This window comes from Aliinostoc sp. HNIBRCY26 (assembly GCF_050235535.1).
GTDB lineage: Bacteria > Cyanobacteriota > Cyanobacteriia > Cyanobacteriales > Nostocaceae > Trichormus.
This window is the reverse complement of sequence record NZ_CP189852.1, coordinates 3,605,438-3,624,976: the sequence shown is the minus strand read 5'-3', so window position 1 is coordinate 3,624,976 and position 19,539 is coordinate 3,605,438. Positions and strand designations below refer to the sequence as shown.

Here is a 19,539-nt window from a genome sequence, read left to right as displayed (position 1 = left end):
TTCACTTTCTACTCTAATAGCCAATCAAATAAATTTCCTAATGTAAGCTGTAAATCACTAGCAAAAGATGGTACAGGAAGTAACTGTTCTGACTTATCAAACAACTCTGGTGGCTGGTTTGAGAAATATACAAATACTACTTTTTCACTTGGGTCAATCAACCAACCTATTTGAGTGCCATGCTTCAAAGAATGCAATATTTTAGTAATGACTTTAGTTTGACTTTGCTCAGGTGAGAGGATTTCAATTATCCAATCTGGTGCTAGTGCAAAAATATTGGCGATACCTCCGTTTTCATTGCGAGGAATCCTTTCCCAAACAAACACGGCTACATCTGGTACTATCGCACGTCCTGCAAAAATGCAGCGTAACTCTGGAAAGGCGCGCGCAATTTTCTGCGGCTTAGTGACTCCATTGATGGTAATAATTAATTCACCTTGAATCGTGCTGTGTTCACCTTGTGGCATAGGTTTCTGAATAATCTGACCATCAATGTACTCACTGGCAGGTTTAGTTTCTGGTAGCTTAAGAAACTCCTCTAATGTCAAATTTTTGGATGGTGTCTGTACCATTGGCGACTACCTTTCCTATTCTCCACTGGTTTCAACTAACTTTTCACTTGTTTGCAAAAGCTCTAAGCATATAGTAGTGCCGCTTTGAGATCATCTGCTTCTAGATCAGGCATTTCTTCTAATATTTGTTCTGCATTAAGTCCAGCAGCAAACAAGCCTAATACATCTGATACACGTATTCTCATACCTCGAATACATGGACGACCACCACATTGTTTGGGATTAATTGTAATTCTGCTCAGTAAGTTTGACATATAGTTCTAGTGGGTGATTAGTCCTAATCTACTATTTAAACAACAGCCGCTTCTACGATCGCACCTTGCATTTTGGTCATAGCATCGATTAAACTCTGCAATTGTTGGTCGGCTTTTAACACAGCTAAACCACGCACAGTCACCTTCCCAGGAGAGTAAACGAAACGGGTCTTGAGATGTTCTGGTAAGTTCGCGGCTAATAAATTCCAAGCTGGTTCTTCCATTGGGGTTTCTAAAACAACGTGCTGTTTGTTTTCTGGTTTGATGCGGCTAAATCCTAATTGTTTTGCTAGTTGTTTGAGTTCCATGACTCGCAATAGTTGATTTGCGGGAACTGGTAAATTACCATAGCGATCGCCCCACTCAGCTGCAATCTGCGTTAACTCGTCTTTGGATTTCGCTGCGGCTACTGCACGATACGCACTCATCTTTTGATCAATATCAGGAATATAATCAGCAGGGATAAAGGCGGTGAGGTTGAGGTCAATTTGTGTATCGTCAACTTTGGGTATTTCTTGACCGCGAATTTCTCGGATTGATTCTTCTAACATTTCCATGTATAAATCAAAACCGATCGCTTCCATTTGACCGGATTGTTCTGCACCTAGCAAGTTACCCACACCCCGAATTTCCATGTCGCGCATTGCTAACTGATAGCCAGAACCAAGTTGTGTAAATTCTTGAATCGCCCTTAGCCGTTGCCGTGCCGCATCAGATAACGCCCGTTGTTTGGGATAAAATAACCAAGCGTGGGCTTGAATACCTGCACGTCCAACCCGTCCGCGTAATTGGTATAGTTGCGATAAACCAAATCGATGCGCGTCTTCAATCAATATGGTGTTGACACGGGGAATATCTAACCCCGATTCAATAATCGTGGTACAGACTAGAATATCTGCTTCACCATTGCTAAAGGTGAGCATGGTTGATTCTAATTCGCTTTCGTCCATCTGACCGTGAGCGATCGCAAATCTTCCCCCAGGGATCATTTCTCGCAGTTTACCTGTTGTTTCCTCAATTCCTTCCACCCGTGGAACTACATAAAATACCTGCCCACCTCTGTCTAACTCTTGACGAATTGCACTGCGTATGCTCTCAGGATTCATCGGTGAAAGGTGCGTTTGAATTGGTCTGCGGGTTGGGGGTGGGGTGGTAATCAAACTCATTTCCCGAATCCCCGATAAGGACATATATAAGGTACGGGGAATGGGTGTGGCGGAGAGAGTGAGGACATCAATTTGGGTTTTTAGGGTTTTAATTTTCTCTTTTTGGTTCACCCCAAATCTTTGTTCTTCGTCAATTACCAATAGTCCTAAGTCTTTGAAATTGACACCTTTGCCTAAAAGTTGGTGTGTCCCCACTACTACATCTAATTCCCCTGTGGCTAGACGCTTTTGTATATCACGACGTTCTTCGGCGGTACGGAAGCGGTTGAGTAAGCCGACATTGACAGGGTAGGGGGCGAAACGTTCTTTGAGGGTGTGGTAGTGTTGCTGGGTGAGAATTGTAGTTGGTGCAAGTAAAGCGACTTGTTTACCAGAAGTAACAGCTTTGAAAATGGCGCGAATAGCTACCTCTGTTTTCCCGAAACCCACATCACCACAGACTAACCGATCCATTGGGCGATCGCTTTCCATGTCTCTTTTTACATCCTGCACCGCTTTTAGCTGGTCGGTTGTGGGTTGGTAGGGGAAAGAATCTTCCATTTCCTCTTGCCAAGGCATATCTTGGGGATAGGCGTAACCTTGTTGTTGTGATCGCGCGGCGTATAATTTCAGCAAGTCTACCGCTAATTTCTTGATGGCTTTACGGACGCGGTTCTTGGTGTTTTCCCAAGCCTTACCGGTCATTTTATGCAGTTCTGGGGCTTTATCGCCTGTAGAACGAAATCTTGATAATGACCCTACTTGGTCGGCGGCGACTCTCAAAAGACCGTCAGCATACTGCACCACAATGTAATCACGGGTTTCATCGTTAATCGTCAAGCTTTCTAACTTCACGAATTTACCAACCCCATGACTTTTGTGAACTACATAATCCCCTGGACGCAGCTTATTGGGGTCAACTTGCTTCGATGCAGCTTTGCGCCGCTTGCGGATGTAGCTGGGGGTGGCGAGGGAATGCTGTCCGTAAAATTCGCGGTCGGTGACGACTACTAAGCGGAAAGTCGGTAAAATAAAACCTTCTAGTTCCGCCAGTCCCGAATATTTCAAAGCTACGGGGACATGATTGATTTGTAGCTTGTCGATAGCTTGGTAGTCACGGGGGTTAGGAATAAACTGCGCCGGACAGTCGTGTTCTTGCAGGAGAGAGACAGAACGAGAAGGTTGAGCCGAAATTAACCAAATCGAGAAATTGCGATCGCGTTCTTGGCGTAATGTATCTGCTAGTTTGGCAAATTGGTGCGGTGTCACAGGTACACGACGACTAGCCAAATTCATCCCGTTATTTTCTTCTGCTAGTTCCGATAAATAAATCGTTTTAAATCTAGTGACATCAACGAGACAATCATCAAAAGACCGATGAATTTTGGGTAATTGTAGCGAACCCAAATCATATTCCCCAGTGCCTAAAGACCATTGTTCCTCAGCATTTTCCACCCAGCGATCGCTATGAGCATGACATTGTTCTGGCTCATCGATGGCAATTAAGGTATCCTCTGGTAAGTAATCCAGTATCGAAGCGGGTTCTTCATAGGCTAAACCCAAAAATCTGCGACTACCTTCGATAATTCCTGACTCACTATCCAATTTTGAATCAGAACTAAAATCAGAACTCATCGCCTGAAACTCAGCATTACCTTTGAGGGCATCTAGGATAATTGGGGTGAAACTAGTAGGGGTAAGGGTAATTTGTGTAACTTTGTCAAGGGCTGAACGTTGAGTGGCTGGGTCAAATTCTCGAATTTGCTCAATTTCATCACCAAACCACTCCAACCGCACTGGTAACTCAGAAGACACAGGAAAAACATCGACAATATCACCGCGCCGACTCCATTGTCCTTCTGTTTCTACTAGAGGTACACGTTCGTATCCCAAAAGAGTGATTTTTGCACTGAAAGCATCCAGGTCAAATTCCATCCCTCGCTTGAGGGCGAGACACAAAGGAGTAAAAGCATCTGGTGGTGGTAAATGCGGCTGCAAAGCCCCCACAGTAGCCACAACCGCAATTTTATTAAACTCTTGACTGTTGACTATTGACTGTTGACTATTGACTGTTGACTCTTGACTCTTGACCAAATCTGCCAAAACCTGCATTTGTCCCCAAGTCATTTCCGTTTCTGGGTCAAAAGGTTCGTAGGGGGAAGCCTCAGAAGTTGGGTAAAAATGCACAGTTTGCCAACCCATAGCTTCTAACTGTGCGTAAGCGCGTCCAGCTTCTTCTAATGTGGCGCAAACTACAAATAAATTCCTTTGAGAATTTTGAGCTAACGCCGAAGCTACTAGGCCTTTAGGTAGACGAGGTATACCATTAAGGCGTAACTCTTGTTGACGATTTAATTTAGAAAGTAACTCAGTGGTGAGTGGCGATCGCCCCAAGGCACGCACAATAGAAGAAAATGCCATAATTTCTAGCGGAGGAAGTCTTTCTTGATTTAGAAAGTATAGTGACGGCTATGTGAACTATTGTAAGTGTTGAGTGATGAGTGCTGTTAGCGGTAGCGCGGCGTTTAGCCGGTGATGAGTGGTGAGTGATGAGTGCTGAGTAATGAGTAATGAGTAATGAGTTTTTTTGCCCTAAACCCTTACACCCTATGCCCAATCCCCAATTCCCAATTCCCAATCCCCAATCCCCAATCCCCAGTTCCCCAATCCCAACCTCTAGCCATTTCTCAAAGAAGCTTGAATACTAGATACTAATTATTAAGCTATGTTCGCTTTGGAATAGCGACAATCTATAACAATGTCATTGGAAATTTTAATCATTCTCGTACTAATTATTGCTAATGGTGTGTTCTCGATGTCTGAGATGGCGATTGTCTCAGCGCGGAAAGTCAGGCTACAACAGCTGGCTAATCAAGGTGATGCGAAAGCCAGAGCTGCCCTGAAACTAGCAGAATCTCCAAATAACTTTCTGTCTACGGTTCAAGTCGGTATTTCCCTAATTGGTATCCTCACCGGTGCTTTTGGGGGAGCAACTATTGCTGAAAGTCTAGCTAGCTATGTAAAACGCGTACCTGTTTTAGCTGCTTATAGTCAACCAATATCTTTTGGAATTGTAGTTTTAATTATTACGTATTTATCTCTCATTATCGGTGAACTAGTGCCGAAGCGTCTGGCGTTAAGCAATCCAGAACGCATTGCTTCGACGGTGGCGATTCCTATGCGCGCTTTGGCGGCTTTGGCTTCTCCGGCTGTACATTTGTTGAGTGCTTCTACAGAAATGGTACTGCGGCTTTTGGGGATCACGGCTTCGGAAGAACCGCTAGTGACGGAAGAAGAAATTAAAATCCTCATAGAACAGGGAACGGAAGCAGGGACTTTTGAGGAAGCGGAACAGGATATGGTGGAACGGGTTTTTCGTTTAGGTGATCGCCCTGTTAATTCCTTTATGACTCCCCGTCCTGATATAGTCTGGTTAGATTTGGATGATTCTGCGGAAGAAAACCGCGAGAAAATCACTGAGAATGCTTACTCGCGTTATCCCATTTGTCAGGGAGGTTTAGATAATGTGTTGGGGATTATTCCTGTAACTGATATCTTAGCTAGGAGTTTTCGCGGTGAACCCTTGGATTTAACTGTAGGTTTACGTCAGCCTGTGTTTCTCCCTGAAAGTACCCGTGGTTTAAAGGTTTTAGAGTTATTTAAACAAACTGCGACTCACATGGCCTTAGTTGTGGATGAATACGGAGTAATTCAAGGTTTATTAACTCTCAATGACATTATGAGTGAAATCGTTGGTGATGTTCCTGCGAGTCCTGAAGAAGATGAACCGCAGGCTGTGCAGAGGGAAGATGGTTCGTGGTTACTGGATGGAATGTTAGCTGTAGAAGAATTTTTTGAATTGTTTGATTTGGAGGAGTTGGAATTTGAGGAGAGGGGTAGTTACCAAACCCTGGGAGGTTTTGTGATTACCCATCTCGGTCGCATTCCCAACGCCGCCGACCATTTTGAGTGGGAGGGTATGCGAATTGAGGTCATGGATATGGATGGTAATCGTGTAGATAAGGTTTTGGTAGTACCTCGGTTAAATCACAAAGAGGGGAATGGGTAATGGGGAATGGGGAATGGGGAATGGGGAATGAATTGACAGAGGTAGAGCCAGAAAGGGAGTTATATTGAGCGGTTACTAATAGTGTGGTTGAAGATTTATTTGCAGAACCCGTAGGTAAGCTATTACTCAAAAATCGTCGTTTGAAATTAATTGCATTTGACCCCAAACAGGAGGTTATTAAGCAATGGATAGTTCCCAATTAGACTATTATCGTCAGGTGATCGAAACAGTATTGAGTGAATACGCAGCGATACCATATTCCTATGCTCCCATAGAAGCGGAATTGGTATTTGACCGCACACGCGATCGCTATTTATGGATGGATGTAGGCTGGAATGGCGATCGCCGTGTACATGGTTGTTTAGTGCATATTGATCTAATTGACGGTAAAATCTGGATTCAAAGAGATGGAACAGAAGAGGGAATTGCAGCAGATTTAGAACGTGCTGGAATTCCCAAGGCTCATATTGTGCTGGGTTTTCGCCCCCCAGAGTTACGTCAATACACGGGTTATGCGGTAGCCTGAGTGATCAACTCAAGTAACAGTTAACTCTGAGACAACCGCTTAACTTCTTCACCGGCTAGCATATTGTGGGCTTGAGCTAAAACTTGCGGTATTTTATCAGCGTGAGGACTTTGAGCAAGGCATTGTCTTAAGTCTAGTTCGTCTAATTTGTCGGCTTTGTTGCCGGGAAACCAATGACTACCGTTACCTAAGAGGTTGTAGCGCATTTTGCCGTATTCTACTAAATCGTAGGTGGTGGCTAGATTCCACAGCCATAAAACCATCCTAATATTAATTTCTCCAGGGGTTTCTTGCCATGTGGGGAGGTTAGTTTGCCAAGTTTTTACCCAATCTTCGCCTAGAGTTGCGATCGCCTCTTCTTCCAACCTAGCTAAAATCGGCGGTAAAATCTCCGAAGCTTGGTCTAATAATTCTAAAGTTTTCAAGTGTTCATCAAAATCTTGGGGTTTAGCAGCACCCAAGCTCAAAGTATGCACCTGTGAGTGACTTAAACAAAATAAATCATTAAACACCATCGGACTCAAAGGCGCGCACAAATCTACTAGTTTTTGTGGTGGATTATATAATAGTCCTCCCTTATTAGAAGGGCTAATAATAAACACACCCATATCGTGATTTTTTGCTGCTGTAATTGCAGGCCAATTCCATTGATTAATGTAGTACCAATGCAAATTTACATAATCAAATTGGTTGGTATTAATCGCTTCTAAAATTAAATCTGTCGCCCCATGAGTAGAAAACCCAATAAATCTAACTTTACCCTCTGCTTGTAACTGCTTCGCCACATCTAAACAGCCACCAGGACGTAGACTATATTCTAAAAATTCGGCGTTGTTAATCCCATGTAATCCGAGTAAATCTACATAATCTAACTGAAGATAGTTTAGCGATGTTGCAAATTTCTGGCGGAATTCGTCTGCATCAGCCACAGGAGAAACTTTCGTCTGCACAATCAATTTTTCACGGGGAAACTTGGGCAGAATTTTTCCCAACTGCATTTCCGAACTACCATATCCGCGCGCAGTTTCGATATGATTAATTCCCAACTCTACTGCACGGCGAATAGTTGCTTCTAAATTAGCTTGATTATCTGCCGGCACATCTGAAGGATCAACATCTTCCCACTTATATTGATATCTCATTCCGCCGCAGGAGAATACCGGCATCTGTAATTCTGTTCGTCCGAATCGTCTGTACAGCATCAGTTGATTGTGGATGTTTTACTTCAAGTTTAAAACAATTCAGAGAGAACAGGAAACGGGGAATGGGCAACAGGGAAACCCACACTTAACAGTGTGGGATTGAAATAATGACGCAGTTTTTCTTGTGCCACGCATCTCGAAAAACATCTTGTTTTGAGTGGGCTTCAAACCCACAACTAAAGTTTTTTCTGTTCCCTGTTCCCTGTTCCCTGTTCCCTTTTTTTTAATTAACGGCATCAAAGGGAATTTTGATCACTGATCATCCTGATCAAAAATAAAGTTACAGTTTTTAGCAAATGCAAATGGGAAAATTCAAGCTGTGAATTGTAGAAATGAGTATACCTGTCACCTGAAAATCACCCATCAATCATCACATTATTATGCCCAAACAAAATAAACAACCAAGCGGCTGTGGATGCTCAAATATACCAATATCTCTAATAGTTTTGATTTTAGGGGGTGGTTATTGGTGGTTGAGTCAGAAAAGCAATCTAGACTTTAGCAAATTTTTACCGAAAAATCCACAAGCCAATATTCCCGTCTTAAATTCTCCCACCCCTGCGATCGCTAATCCTTCTCCTCAGACAAGTTTACCCACAAATCCTTCTCCATCAGTAACTGTCAGTTCCACTCCTCAAAAGCAGCCGCCTATCACCAAAACATTACCTCCGACTCCTTGGGAGAAAAAAGCCATCAGAGGAATTTATTTAAGTCGTTACCAAATTACGAATAATGCTGATGAACAAACAATTCGTCAAAGAGTTCGTTACTATAAATCTCAAGGCATTAATACCATTATTCATGGTGTTTGGGGCAATGGTTGTACGATGTACAATAGCGAAGTTATGCAGCAAACACTAGGGTATAAAAGTTGCCCTAATCAGTTTCAAGAAAAATGGTTAGATTGGTTAATTGATGAGGCACATAAACAGGGAATGCAAGTTCATGCCTATTTTGAAAAAGGGATTAAATTAGATAAAAATAGCCCAATTTATGATTTAGCAGTGTCTCGAAATTGGCTAGTTCCTGGTGTAGATAAAACTTACGCTGGGATAGACCATTATGTCTTAGATGTACAGATTCCTGAAGTTGCCAACCTATTTACAAATATCTCTGTCGAATTTGTGAAAAGATATCCCCAAATTGATGCTGTGCAATGGGATGATTATCTGGGCTACCATGCAGAATTACCAGGAAAAATTGATCGCACTGCGAATTTAACTAAATTTTTACAGCAAATGATTACCGCAATCAAACAAGCCAACCCCAAAGTAAAGTTTGATATTTGTCATCATAATCCATACTGGGCTAAACGTTATTTTGCGGCTGACTGGCAAAACTGGAATGTAGATAGAGTATTTATTCAAGCTTACAATGAGGATAATTTTGCTGAAGAATTAAATTATGCCAAAAAATATGCTGGAATTGCCATTACCGATCAACAGTTATCGCGTCTCCCAGAATTGATAGAAAACGATAAAATTAACAGTATTTTAGTTTTCCCCTTAGCAGGAAAACCAGAAGCAACAGCCGCTCAAATCCAAACATTGATCCAAAAAACTCTAAAAAATCCCCCCAAAACCTCGATTTAATTTGAGTTGAGAGGGGATAAAAACAAGTATTTGATACTTCTTTAACATTCCCCCGTTTTTTAAAACTATGTGTTACCCACATCTTTCTTTACAATCTTAAAACCATTTCTCTATAAGCATCTTAGGGACTGAACCTTTAAGCATACTTGACAAATTATCATTTATTCTTCTCGCTAAAACAGTGTTTTTATTGAGAATAAAAAACGAGCGAATCAGGGTTCTAGAGACGTGAGTTAATACTCCCGAAATGTTAAGAAAGATGTTTATAATGGATAGCTTTTTAAGGGGGGTTAGGGGGGATCTGAATGTACTAAATGTCACAGCCAAAGGCTTTTCAAACAACCTCTTATGTAACTAATTTACTGATTTTGACTTTCCTGTTGTTGCTGTAACCAAGTAGCTAAATCTGTAACCTCATTAAAATCTAACAATTGTTCTGCCAAAGCTTCTAATTTTTCAGTAGATAATCCTTTAATTTGCTCAATTAAAGACAAGTCAATGTCTCCAAACCGACGATTTAACAGGCGCAGAATTACCTTTTGTTCTCCTTTTTGTTCCCCTTCCTGTAAAGCTCGCGCTCTATCTTCTTGATACAGTGGTGCTAATCTCATCACTAACTCCCGATCATCTATTTCTATATTTTGATTGATTCGCAAATTTTGTTGCAGGCTATAGAGTAATTCTAACGTCACTTCCACAAAGGGGTGATTGGCTGGAAGTGCTGTCAATTCATCAACCGCTTGTTGCTGCACTCTACCACGCCCTAATATTCTCAGCCACAGTGTTTCTTGAGTGGATGGTAGCTGATGAATGACAACTATGGCTGTCCGCAAATACTCAGGTAAAAAGTAAACGCCCTCTACCCAGTCTGATTTTAAGGTTGCACCAAAGCCGGAAATTATCGCCTCCGATGCGGTGGGAGTTAGAACCCATAATTGAGGAATTTCTGTGGCTGGGATTGAGGTTTTATTGCGGTTGGCTTCTCTTTGAATGGCGTTTTTGACTTCTAGTAGTTTCAATAGACAATCTGTGATTTCTTCTTTGGTTGCTGGGTTATGGAATGGTTCAAAAATGGCAGATGTGGTTGCCATTTTTCCTAATAATCCTAATGTTTCTATGTTGGCTGTTTGTGTAGTGAAGGGAGAAAATAACACATCTATTTCTCTGACTTCTGCTGCTACTCGACTTGGTGCTTGAACTTTTCCGAATGGTTTTAGTAATTCTTCTAAATAATCTTTGGAAAATTGATCATGAATAAATCGCGTCATTTAATTAGTTTTTAATAATAATGCTCATTCCTTATATTTTAGATTTTCTTGAGCATTATCTTGGCTAATTGTTATAACCCAGAGGTTGTTGGTAGCATACTACAAGAAAACCCAGGGCAGAAGAGGCAGTGTCGGGTAACGGAAACTTAGAACCCGCAAGACTTAGTAGGAAATGACCTATTTGTAAATCGTTACAATTTTGTGTAAGCCTTATATGTTACACTTCACAAGTCTCGACGCGAGAGAAGAGACCATCCCACACACGACATCCCATGTAACCCACATCACCATCCCTTTCCCTTCAGGTAGATAAGGGAGATGCCCTTCTGGCGAATTGAAGTCGTATTTTATACCCTCCTCTTTTACCCATCCCCCTAAAAACCATTTTGTAGATACCTGCCATCCCACACGACTGTAGAAAGCATTCCACTTTCCTCCTACTTCCAGCCAGATTTTTTTCTGTACACTAAACCCAAAGCGACCATGACTGTACCTAACCCACAGTTGGTCAATAGTACGTAAATCAGTGCAGGGAAATTTTGCAATTGAATCAGTATCAAGCCAGCCTTCTTTTTCTCTACCAGCAACTTTTAGCATCACTTGCAAAGTTTCTTGATCTGCTTCTTTCCACTTTCTAGCTTTGAGTAAGTCGCGCAAATGCCTATAGTCTACACCTTTATCAGAACTCAGATCATCAGTTTCCTGTGACCTCCTTTGAGCTTCTTCTTTTGGTCGTTTTAGTCTCTCAGTTTCCTGTTGCTGTCGCAGTCTTTCAGCTTCTTCTTGTTCTCGTTGTATTTGTAAACTTACGGCTTCCTGCTGTCGCAGTCTTTCAGTTTCTTGTTCGCGTTGGCGTTCTTCTCTATTCCGCTTGAGTTTTTCAACAGAATTCCAAATTCCTTCTACCACATTCGTAAATGCTTCATCTTGATTATGCCAAGAACTAGACATCACAGGTGTAGCATTCTTAGGCAAAGCTTGAATTTGAGCCAGACTTAATGGCGGGTATTTCCAATACACACTCCGCAGAATAATGGGAATTACACAAGCTTCTTTTGCCTTATGACGTTCTATGGCTGTGTTAACTTCTACTTCCCAGCAGTATTTAGAAGCTAGAAAGTCAGCACTGATAAGTAAAAGAATAATATCGGCTGTCTTGAGATTGTGCTTAATTTCATCATCCCATACCTCTCCAGGTAATATTTTGCGATCGCTCCAAGTAGAAATCAGACCACTATGTATAAAGGGGCTTAAGTGTTTATCTAATTCTTCACGTAAATGTTCGTCTTTGTGGGAGTAGGAACAGAATACCTTGAGCGATAACTCTGTCATTTTTACTTTTAAAAGTAGGATAAATCATAGGTTTAAGCAAATTATAGTATTTTTGCCTGATTTCCCCGAACAGCTGACCAATTATTCCTTGATGGTACAAGCCCCTAAATTCATTTATGGAATAAATTTTAAACTTTGCTTGGTTCAAGCCCACGGATAAATCCGGGGGCATTAATTGCGAATTGCGAATTGCGAATTGCGAATTGTGTTGACTATTACAATAACTCCGTCATCTGCCCCAAATTTACTAAACTATTTGCACACAAAATCCCAGAAGCAGCCACAGCCGGCACACCGATTCCTGGTAGAGTGCTATCACCCACACGATACAAACCCTGGATAGGCGTGTGTGTGCTAGGAAATAACCCGTTACCTGCTGCGATCGCCGGGCCATAAGTTCCCTGATATCTTCGTAAATAATGAGCATGAGTTAATGGTGTACCGATGAGTTCTAATACTACACGTTCGCGAATATCAGGGATAATACGTTCTAAGGCACGGTATAAACTTTGCGCCTTTTCTCGTTTCTTCACTTCATACTCATCATTGCGTTCCCAGCCCACGTAGGGTTCAAGGGTGTAAGCATGAACCACATGATGTCCCTCTGGGGCTAAATTTTTATCCCACACACTCGGAATCGAAATCATGCAAGTATTACCTGGGGTGGTGATATCTTGACTAGAATCATGGACTACCACATGATGTCCAGTTAAATTATCTAACCCATCAGCGCGGATACCTAAATGTAAGTGCATAAAACTCTCAACGGTTGGAGTTTTTAAAGCACTGTCACGATAAGCCGCAGGCAAATCTTCAGGACATAGTAAATTATTATATGTATCCCAAAGGGTAGCATTAGAAATCACAATTGCGGCTGACAAAACTTCACCATTGCGTAAGCGCACACCCGTAACTTTGCCAAACTCTACTAAAATTTGCTCAACGTGACACCCTAAACGTAACTTCCCACCCCATTTTTCCAACCCCCGTACCAAAGCATCAACAATTGCAGCACTCCCCCCCACAGGATACTCAACCCCACGGGAACGTTCACCCAACATAAATGCTACTTCGGGGGCAATTGTGCCGTGGGCTTTTAAGCCAGAAAGTAAGAAACACTCCAAATCAATCAGTCGCCGCACCCAGGGGTCTTTGACTGTAGCATCCATAACATTGCCCACAGAAGACTGCACCAGGGATAAGTAAGGTAACATTTTCGCCAAGGATGGCAAATAACGTTGTAATAATAATAAAATAACTTGCCAATCTGAGCGTAATGCCAATGTAGGTATACCTTTCATTGCCTCATAGAGTCCTAAAAGGCGTTGCTCAAATTTTTGGAATTCCTTGGCACCTTGGGGTGTAATTTTGTGTAGCTCTTGATGATATTGTGCAGGATTGCTGTAGACTGCAAGACTGGCTTCGGGGAAGTGGTAGTGACCTAAAGGATCATAGGGTATAACTTGGATGGATTCACCTAAAGCATCAAGCACCTGTTTGATGGGATTTAAACTGTCTTTACCAGTTAAACCGCAATAAAAGGAGGGGCCAGAATCAAATTCAAACCCGCGTCGTCTAAAACTATGAGCAGCACCACCCGCCATTGTATGACTTTCACATACAATCACCTGCTTACCATAACGCGCCAACAAACCCGCAGCGCATAAACCGCCGATACCGCTACCGATAATGATGATGGGGGATTGGGGATTGGGGATTGGGGACTGGGGACTGGGGATTGGGGATTGGGGACTGGGGATTGGGGACAAGGTAGACAAGGTAGACAAGGGGGACAAGGGAGATTATATATCTAAATAATTCTTAATGCCCTATGCCCTATGCCCAATCACTAATGACTATTGACTAATGACTATTGACTAATGACTATTGACTAATGACTGAACCACTAATTGAACTAAAAGGCGTTTCTAAATCCTTTGGGAACAATCGGGTTTTAGATAATGTAGATTTGACGATTTATCGGGGGGAGGCTTTAGGGATTATCGGCCCTTCGGGAACTGGTAAATCGACTATCTTACGGGTAATTGCTGGTTTAATTACTCCTGACGAGGGGGAAGTTTACGTGCAAGGAGTAAAAAGAGAGGGGTTAATTGAAGATGGTCATGACCCTGTGGGTATCGGTATGGTATTTCAGCAGGCGGCTTTATTTGATTCGTTGACTGTGGAAGAGAATGTGGGGTTTTTACTGTATCAAAACTCTAAGTTATCGCGATCGCGCATTCAAGAATTAGTCAAGGAAAAACTGGAAATGGTGGGTTTACCAGGGATAGGTCATATGTACCCCTCAGAATTATCTGGAGGGATGCGAAAACGGGTGAGTTTTGCGCGTGCGATTATGGCTAACCCTGATAATCCCGAAGAAGGCGCGGAGGTTTTACTTTACGATGAACCGACAGCCGGACTTGATCCCATTGCTTCTACGGTGATAGAAGATTTAATTCGGGGATTACAAACTACTCAAGGTGTTTGTAGTACCTATGCGATCGTGACACATCAAGATAGTACAATACGGCGTACTGCTGATAAACTAGTGTTCCTTTATCAAGGTAAAGTGCAGTGGCAAGGTTCAGTTAGTGAACTAAATAACACAGACCATCCATTAATTCATCAATTTATGAGTGGGAGTGTACAAGGGCCAATTCAGGTTGTTGGTTAGTTGGGCAAAGAATAATATGCGCGATTCTATCACCACTCGTTTTGCATCTCGCCGGACGTTAAGGGAAGGCTCAGTCGGATTATTGGTTTTACTAGGACTAGGAGCATTTTTTGTGATTGTTCTCTGGCTCAACAGAGTCACAGCCTCTCGTAGTTCCTACAAAGCTATTGTAGAATTTGCCAATGCTGGCGGTATGCAAAAAGGCTCGCCTGTACGTTATCGGGGTGTAAAAGTCGGGAATATTGCTCGCATTGAACCAAAGCCAAATGCTGTAGAAGTAGAAATTGAAATTGCCCAAGCTGATTTAATTATTCCCCGTGATGTGTTAGTTGAAGCTAACCAAAGCGGCTTAATTAGCGAAAGTATTGTTGATATCACGCCCAAATCTTCACTACCAACTCAAGACAAAATCGCTAAACCTCTGGATAAAAATTGCGATCGCACTCTGATTGTCTGTAATGGTTCTCGACTCAAGGGTCAAATTGGTATCAGTCTAGATGAACTCATCCGTAGTAGCACGCAATTAGCAACCACTTATAATAATCCTGAATTTTATCAACGGGTAAATAGATTACTAGAAACATCAGCAGAAGCCGCTACTAGCGTCTCCTCATTGAGTCGAGATGTCGGGAGGTTAAGCAGAAGCTTTCAAGGACAAATCGGTACATTTGCTGCCACTGCCAATTCTATCCAACAAGCCACCAATAAACTCACCGTCTCCACCACCAAGACTGTAGACCAACTAGGTAACACTGCTAGTCAGTTCAGCACAACTGCAACTCAAGCGAATAAGTTACTCACTCAATTAGATGAACTAGTTACCTCTAACCGTTCTACATTAGTGAGTGCATTGAATAACATCACCGAAACCAGCAATCAACTGCGGTTAACAGTGAGTAGCCTTTCCCCTGCTATTACGCGGTTATCCGACGGGGAGTTACTGAAAAATTTAGAAACACTCTCAGCCAACGCCGCCCAAGCATCCGCTAATTTAAAAGATGCTACCCAGTCCTTAAATGATCCTAAAAATGCCCTGCTATTGCAACAAACCTTAGATTCAGCCAGGGTGACATTTGAAAATACCCAAAAAATCACCTCAGATTTAGACGAATTAACCGGAGATCCCAAGTTTCGCGATAACTTACGGCAATTAGTCAACGGTTTGAGTACCCTAGTTTCGTCCACAGACCAAATGCAAGAGCAAGTCAATGTTGCTGTAACTTTAGAATCAATGCAAACCGCCGCCAGTAAATCCCCATTAGCGTTAACCTCCAACCAACCAGAAAAACCCACCAATAATTCCACATCCAGCAAAATTGAAAGTACGGTTAACCCCCCTAGTCCTGCATCATCTCAGGAGAAGCTTTTGCAGAAATTACGGCAATATCGGAGTGGGGAATAGGGCATTGGGCATTGGGCATTGGGAATTGGTAGACAAGGGAGACAAGGGAGACAAGGGAGATTTTTCCCCATTCCCCATTCCCTATGCCCCATATCTAATTCCAATCCTGTTCTTCTCGTTTGCCGCGACTTTTGTAAATACCGCCGATATCATGCAATTGTCGGGTTTTCTCGAATAATTCAGCCTCAGTTAAGCCCCATTGTTGCAAAACTTTATCTAGGTCGCTTTGTATGTCCCTCGCGCCTGGGAAGCCTTGATAACGGATTCTGAGACGGGCTAATTCAGCTAAATTGTAGTCTGTGGCGGTTTGACTTAGTAGAATATCAATAAGAGGGCGATCGCGGTTGTAAAGTGGGTGCTGTTGGTCTTTACTTCCGTGCTGTTCGGTCATAGTTGATACTGTGGTAAAATTGGAATCTCATTACCGAGTCTAAAACTAAAACCTGCCCGTAGCACGATAATTAGAGATGACGGCTACCACCCCTGAGTGCATACGGCTCTCACCACTGTCACCCCATTAGAGATAAAGATACATTATCTTTAAGAAAATACAAAAAAGTTTAGATAAGGGTGAAATTTTTAGATCGCCCAAAGTCCAAGCAGCAAGGGAGCAAGAACCCGCTATGTTTGAACACTTCACTTCCGAAGCCATCAAAGTGATTATGCTCGCTCAGGAGGAAGCACGTCGCCTGGGACACAACTTCGTAGGAACTGAACAAATTCTCCTGGGTTTGATGGGAGAAGGAACTGGGGTTGCTGCCAAAGTGCTGAATGAGTTGGGTGTGACTCTCAAAGACGCACGTCGAGAAGTCGAAAAAATTATTGGTAGGGGTACTGGTTTCGTTCCACCAGAAATTCCCTTTACTCCTAAAGTCAAAAGTCTATTTGAGCAATCATTTAGAGAAGCTCACGGTCTCGGACATAATTACATCAACACAGAACACTTACTCTTAGGTTTAACTGAATCAGGTGAAGGTGTCGCCGCCAAAGTGTTGCAAAATCTGGGTGTTGACCTCAGAAATGTTCGGACTGCTGTGATTCGGCGTTTAGGTGAAGATCCAGTGGCGGTGGGTAGTAGTGGTGCTGGTAGCCCCAGACGCAACCAAACCCTCACCACAGAGGAATTTGGCAGAAACCTCACCAAACTCGCTCAAGAAGGTAAGCTTGACCCTGTAGTGGGTCGTCAAAAAGAAATTGAACGCGCTATTCAAATTCTCGGTCGCCGCACCAAGAATAACCCTGTGTTAATCGGTGAACCAGGGGTAGGTAAAACAGCGATCGCCGAAGGTTTGGCACAGCGTATCATTAATCAAGATGTCCCCGAAGTCTTGGAAGGTAAGCAAGTCATTAGCCTCGATATGGGGTTATTGGTGGCGGGGACTCGTTTTCGCGGAGACTTTGAAGAACGCATCAAAAAAATTGTCGATGAAGTCCGCACAGCCGGAAATGTCATCTTAGTTATTGATGAAATTCATACCCTAGTCGGTGCAGGGGGAACTGAAGGCGGTTTAGATGCAGCCAACATCCTCAAACCAGCCTTAGCACGGGGTGAACTGCAATGTATTGGTGCTACTACCTTAGATGAGTATCGCCAACATATTGAACGCGATGCCGCCTTAGAACGGCGTTTTCAACCGATTTTAGTCGGTGAACCCTCTGTATCTGAAACCATTGAAATCCTCTACGGTTTGCGGTCAGTTTACGAACAACACCACAGAGTCCAGATTTCTGATGAAGCGTTGATGGCGGCGGCTGAGTTATCAGATCGTTATATTAGCGATCGCTTTTTACCCGACAAAGCCATAGACTTAATTGATGAAGCAGGCTCACGGGTACGTCTGAGAAACTCCCAAATTTCCAACGATAAAGAACTCAAGCGGAAACTTCGGGAAGTCGCCAAAGCGAAAAACGAAGCCGTCAGACTGCAAAACTTCGATAAAGCCGGGGAACTGCGCGACCAAGAAATCGCCCTAGAAGCAGAAATTCAAGCCGCTTCCACTGAACAAGCGATTCACCCCATCGTCGTAGATGAAGAAGACATCGCCCAAATCGTCGCCTCTTGGACTGGTGTCCCCGTCAACAAACTTACCGAATCTGAGTCAGAATTACTCCTGCACTTAGAAGACACCCTACACAAGCGGCTTATCGGTCAAGAACAAGCAGTCACAGCCGTGTCTCGCGCCATTCGTCGCGCCAGAGTCGGGTTAAAAAATCCCAACCGTCCCATTGCTAGCTTTATCTTCTCCGGCCCTACCGGCGTGGGTAAAACCGAACTAGCTAAAGCCTTAGCAACTTACTTCTTCGGTGCCGAAGATGCCATGATTCGGTTAGATATGTCCGAATACATGGAAAGCCATACAGTATCTAAACTCATCGGTTCACCTCCAGGTTACGTCGGTTACGACGAAGGCGGACAACTCACCGAAGCTGTGCGCCGCAGACCTTACACCGTGCTGCTGTTCGACGAAATCGAAAAAGCGCACCCCGATGTGTTCAATATGCTGCTGCAAATTCTTGATGACGGACACCTGACTGACGCAAAAGGTCGTAAGGTAGACTTCAAGAACACCTTAATTATCTTGACCTCTAATATCGGTTCTAAGGTAATTGAAAAAGGTGGCGGCGGTTTAGGCTTTGAATTCGACAACCAACCAGACGCTAGTTACCACCGCATCCGTAACCTAGTCAACGAAGAACTGAAAAATTACTTCCGTCCTGAGTTTCTCAACCGGGTGGATGAAATTATCGTCTTCACTCAACTATCTAAGGATGAAGTCAAGCAAATTGCTGAAATTATGCTGCGTGATGTAGCTAGCCGCCTGACAGAAAAAGGTATCACCTTAGAAGTTACCGAAAGGTTCAAAGACCTAGTAATCAGGGAAGGTTATGACCCCAGCTACGGTGCTAGACCATTACGTCGCGCCATCATGCGCCTGTTGGAAGATTCCCTGGCTGAAGCCATGCTAGCTGGTGAAATCATTGAAGGCTGTACCGCCGTTGTGGATGTCGATGATGATGGTCAAGTTAAGGTACGCGACTCAGAAAAACGCGAATTACTGTTAGCAAATGCTGGTTAAAATCTAAATCAGCAAAATAGCATTCCATAAAAACCTTTGGTACTCTGCTACCAGAGGTTTTTGATCTACTGGAGTGGTGTAATGTGATAGAACAAAAAACGGTGTTGTAGACTGAATTAAAGACAACACTCGACAATAGCAAATACTCATCTTATGATGATGTAATAAGCTTGATGATTGACGAGTCGAATCGAGGGCGAAAACCCTGGGGGATTCGTCAAAATCGCCAGAACCTTGACAATATAATAATTACAGCGTTTCAATTATTTGGAAAGTTGCGAATAAGTTGCAATAAGGTGGGCTGAAATAGACCTGATTTTGCGATTCGTCAAAATGCTTCCCAGGAAGCTTGCTCTATATCAGTTTCAGTACCGAGCAGTTTCCATCAACCTTTTCCCCGCAAGGGGACTGAAACTCCCTAGT

At 43.0% G+C, this 19,539-nt stretch carries 14 protein-coding genes and 1 CRISPR repeat array (1 of these 15 running past the window's edge); of the genes, 6 read left to right on the top strand and 8 right to left on the bottom strand.

What is annotated here, in order from left to right:
• Positions 1 to 8: 8 nt before the first annotated feature.
• The 3 genes from ACQFX9_RS15500 to mfd all read right to left on the bottom strand — a co-directional run bounded on the left by ACQFX9_RS15500 (position 9) and on the right by mfd (position 4,392).
• Positions 9 to 572, bottom strand: coding sequence for a Uma2 family endonuclease (locus ACQFX9_RS15500; RefSeq protein ID WP_427156816.1), 564 nt, complete (start codon positions 570 to 572; stop codon positions 9 to 11).
• Positions 573 to 634: 62 nt separating this feature from the next.
• On the bottom strand, positions 635 to 826 hold the full coding sequence (locus ACQFX9_RS15495; protein ID WP_427156815.1) for a DUF433 domain-containing protein: 192 nt from the start codon (positions 824 to 826) through the stop codon (positions 635 to 637).
• 35 nt (positions 827 to 861) lie between these two features.
• Complete coding sequence (gene mfd, locus ACQFX9_RS15490; protein WP_427156814.1) at positions 862 to 4,392, bottom strand: transcription-repair coupling factor; 3,531 nt, start codon at positions 4,390 to 4,392, stop codon at positions 862 to 864.
• A gap of 337 nt (positions 4,393 to 4,729) precedes the next feature.
• On the opposite strand from mfd, the gene ACQFX9_RS15485 reads away from it, so the two are divergent.
• Positions 4,730 to 6,040, top strand: coding sequence for a hemolysin family protein (locus ACQFX9_RS15485; RefSeq protein WP_427156813.1), 1,311 nt, complete (start codon positions 4,730 to 4,732; stop codon positions 6,038 to 6,040).
• A 184-nt stretch (positions 6,041 to 6,224) separates the two neighbouring features.
• The gene (locus ACQFX9_RS15480) at positions 6,225 to 6,566 is read left to right on the top strand and encodes a XisI protein (RefSeq protein WP_427156812.1); all 342 of its coding nucleotides are present in this window, start codon (positions 6,225 to 6,227) and stop codon (positions 6,564 to 6,566) included.
• 20 nt (positions 6,567 to 6,586) lie between these two features.
• On the opposite strand, the gene ACQFX9_RS15475 is transcribed toward ACQFX9_RS15480, so the two are convergent.
• Positions 6,587 to 7,768 (bottom strand): aldo/keto reductase, encoded by a 1,182-nt coding sequence (locus ACQFX9_RS15475; RefSeq protein WP_427156811.1) that lies wholly within the window; start codon positions 7,766 to 7,768, stop codon positions 6,587 to 6,589.
• A 380-nt stretch (positions 7,769 to 8,148) separates the two neighbouring features.
• On the opposite strand from ACQFX9_RS15475, the gene ACQFX9_RS15470 reads away from it, so the two are divergent.
• Entirely contained in the window at positions 8,149 to 9,360 is a 1,212-nt protein-coding gene (locus tag ACQFX9_RS15470) for a family 10 glycosylhydrolase (RefSeq protein ID WP_427156810.1), read from the top strand.
• 359 nt (positions 9,361 to 9,719) lie between these two features.
• Here ACQFX9_RS15470 and ACQFX9_RS15465 read toward each other — a convergent pair whose 3' ends face one another.
• From ACQFX9_RS15465 to ACQFX9_RS15455, 3 genes are all read right to left on the bottom strand, one after another.
• Positions 9,720 to 10,628 (bottom strand): DUF4351 domain-containing protein, encoded by a 909-nt coding sequence (locus ACQFX9_RS15465; protein ID WP_427156809.1) that lies wholly within the window; start codon positions 10,626 to 10,628, stop codon positions 9,720 to 9,722.
• Positions 10,629 to 10,838: 210 nt separating this feature from the next.
• The gene (locus ACQFX9_RS15460) at positions 10,839 to 11,960 is read right to left on the bottom strand and encodes a GUN4 domain-containing protein (protein ID WP_427156808.1); all 1,122 of its coding nucleotides are present in this window, start codon (positions 11,958 to 11,960) and stop codon (positions 10,839 to 10,841) included.
• Between the two features lie 215 nt (positions 11,961 to 12,175).
• A complete protein-coding gene (locus ACQFX9_RS15455; protein WP_427162901.1) occupies positions 12,176 to 13,678 on the bottom strand; it encodes a phytoene desaturase family protein in 1,503 nt (500 codons plus the stop codon).
• A 176-nt stretch (positions 13,679 to 13,854) separates the two neighbouring features.
• On the opposite strand from ACQFX9_RS15455, the gene ACQFX9_RS15450 reads away from it, so the two are divergent.
• Both ACQFX9_RS15450 and ACQFX9_RS15445 read left to right on the top strand, forming a co-directional pair.
• Entirely contained in the window at positions 13,855 to 14,637 is a 783-nt protein-coding gene (locus ACQFX9_RS15450) for an ABC transporter ATP-binding protein (protein WP_427156806.1), read from the top strand.
• 16 nt (positions 14,638 to 14,653) lie between these two features.
• Complete coding sequence (locus tag ACQFX9_RS15445) at positions 14,654 to 16,039, top strand: MlaD family protein (RefSeq protein ID WP_427156805.1); 1,386 nt, start codon at positions 14,654 to 14,656, stop codon at positions 16,037 to 16,039.
• Positions 16,040 to 16,133: 94 nt separating this feature from the next.
• Here ACQFX9_RS15445 and ACQFX9_RS15440 read toward each other — a convergent pair whose 3' ends face one another.
• The gene (locus tag ACQFX9_RS15440; protein WP_103135836.1) at positions 16,134 to 16,430 is read right to left on the bottom strand and encodes a DUF3288 family protein; all 297 of its coding nucleotides are present in this window, start codon (positions 16,428 to 16,430) and stop codon (positions 16,134 to 16,136) included.
• Positions 16,431 to 16,662: 232 nt separating this feature from the next.
• On the opposite strand from ACQFX9_RS15440, the gene ACQFX9_RS15435 reads away from it, so the two are divergent.
• Positions 16,663 to 19,116 carry an ATP-dependent Clp protease ATP-binding subunit gene (locus ACQFX9_RS15435; RefSeq protein ID WP_427156804.1) on the top strand — a complete coding sequence of 818 codons (2,454 nt, stop codon included), beginning with the start codon at positions 16,663 to 16,665 and terminating at the stop codon, positions 19,114 to 19,116.
• 378 nt (positions 19,117 to 19,494) lie between these two features.
• Positions 19,495 to 19,539: direct repeats of the CRISPR family, unit length 37 nt; unit sequence GTTTCCATCAACCTTTTCCCCGCAAGGGGACTGAAAC; it runs 957 nt beyond the window's last position.

What these genes read in the sequence shown, in the direction of transcription:
- ACQFX9_RS15480 (WP_427156812.1), top strand. Translation starts at nt 6,225, where the DNA reads ATGGATAGTTCCCAATTAGACTATTATCGTCAGGTGATCGAAACAGTA.
- ACQFX9_RS15435 (WP_427156804.1), top strand. Translation starts at nt 16,663, where the DNA reads ATGTTTGAACACTTCACTTCCGAAGCCATCAAAGTGATTATGCTCGCT.
- ACQFX9_RS15450 (WP_427156806.1), top strand. Translation starts at nt 13,855, where the DNA reads ATGACTGAACCACTAATTGAACTAAAAGGCGTTTCTAAATCCTTTGGG.
- ACQFX9_RS15470 (WP_427156810.1), top strand. Translation starts at nt 8,149, where the DNA reads ATGCCCAAACAAAATAAACAACCAAGCGGCTGTGGATGCTCAAATATA.
- ACQFX9_RS15500 (WP_427156816.1), bottom strand. Translation starts at nt 572, where the DNA reads ATGGTACAGACACCATCCAAAAATTTGACATTAGAGGAGTTTCTTAAG.
- ACQFX9_RS15475 (WP_427156811.1), bottom strand. Translation starts at nt 7,768, where the DNA reads ATGCTGTACAGACGATTCGGACGAACAGAATTACAGATGCCGGTATTC.
- ACQFX9_RS15445 (WP_427156805.1), top strand. Translation starts at nt 14,654, where the DNA reads ATGCGCGATTCTATCACCACTCGTTTTGCATCTCGCCGGACGTTAAGG.
- ACQFX9_RS15460 (WP_427156808.1), bottom strand. Translation starts at nt 11,960, where the DNA reads ATGACAGAGTTATCGCTCAAGGTATTCTGTTCCTACTCCCACAAAGAC.
- ACQFX9_RS15485 (WP_427156813.1), top strand. Translation starts at nt 4,730, where the DNA reads ATGTCATTGGAAATTTTAATCATTCTCGTACTAATTATTGCTAATGGT.
- ACQFX9_RS15495 (WP_427156815.1), bottom strand. Translation starts at nt 826, where the DNA reads ATGTCAAACTTACTGAGCAGAATTACAATTAATCCCAAACAATGTGGT.
- ACQFX9_RS15440 (WP_103135836.1), bottom strand. Translation starts at nt 16,430, where the DNA reads ATGACCGAACAGCACGGAAGTAAAGACCAACAGCACCCACTTTACAAC.
- mfd (WP_427156814.1), bottom strand. Translation starts at nt 4,392, where the DNA reads ATGGCATTTTCTTCTATTGTGCGTGCCTTGGGGCGATCGCCACTCACC.
- ACQFX9_RS15465 (WP_427156809.1), bottom strand. Translation starts at nt 10,628, where the DNA reads ATGACGCGATTTATTCATGATCAATTTTCCAAAGATTATTTAGAAGAA.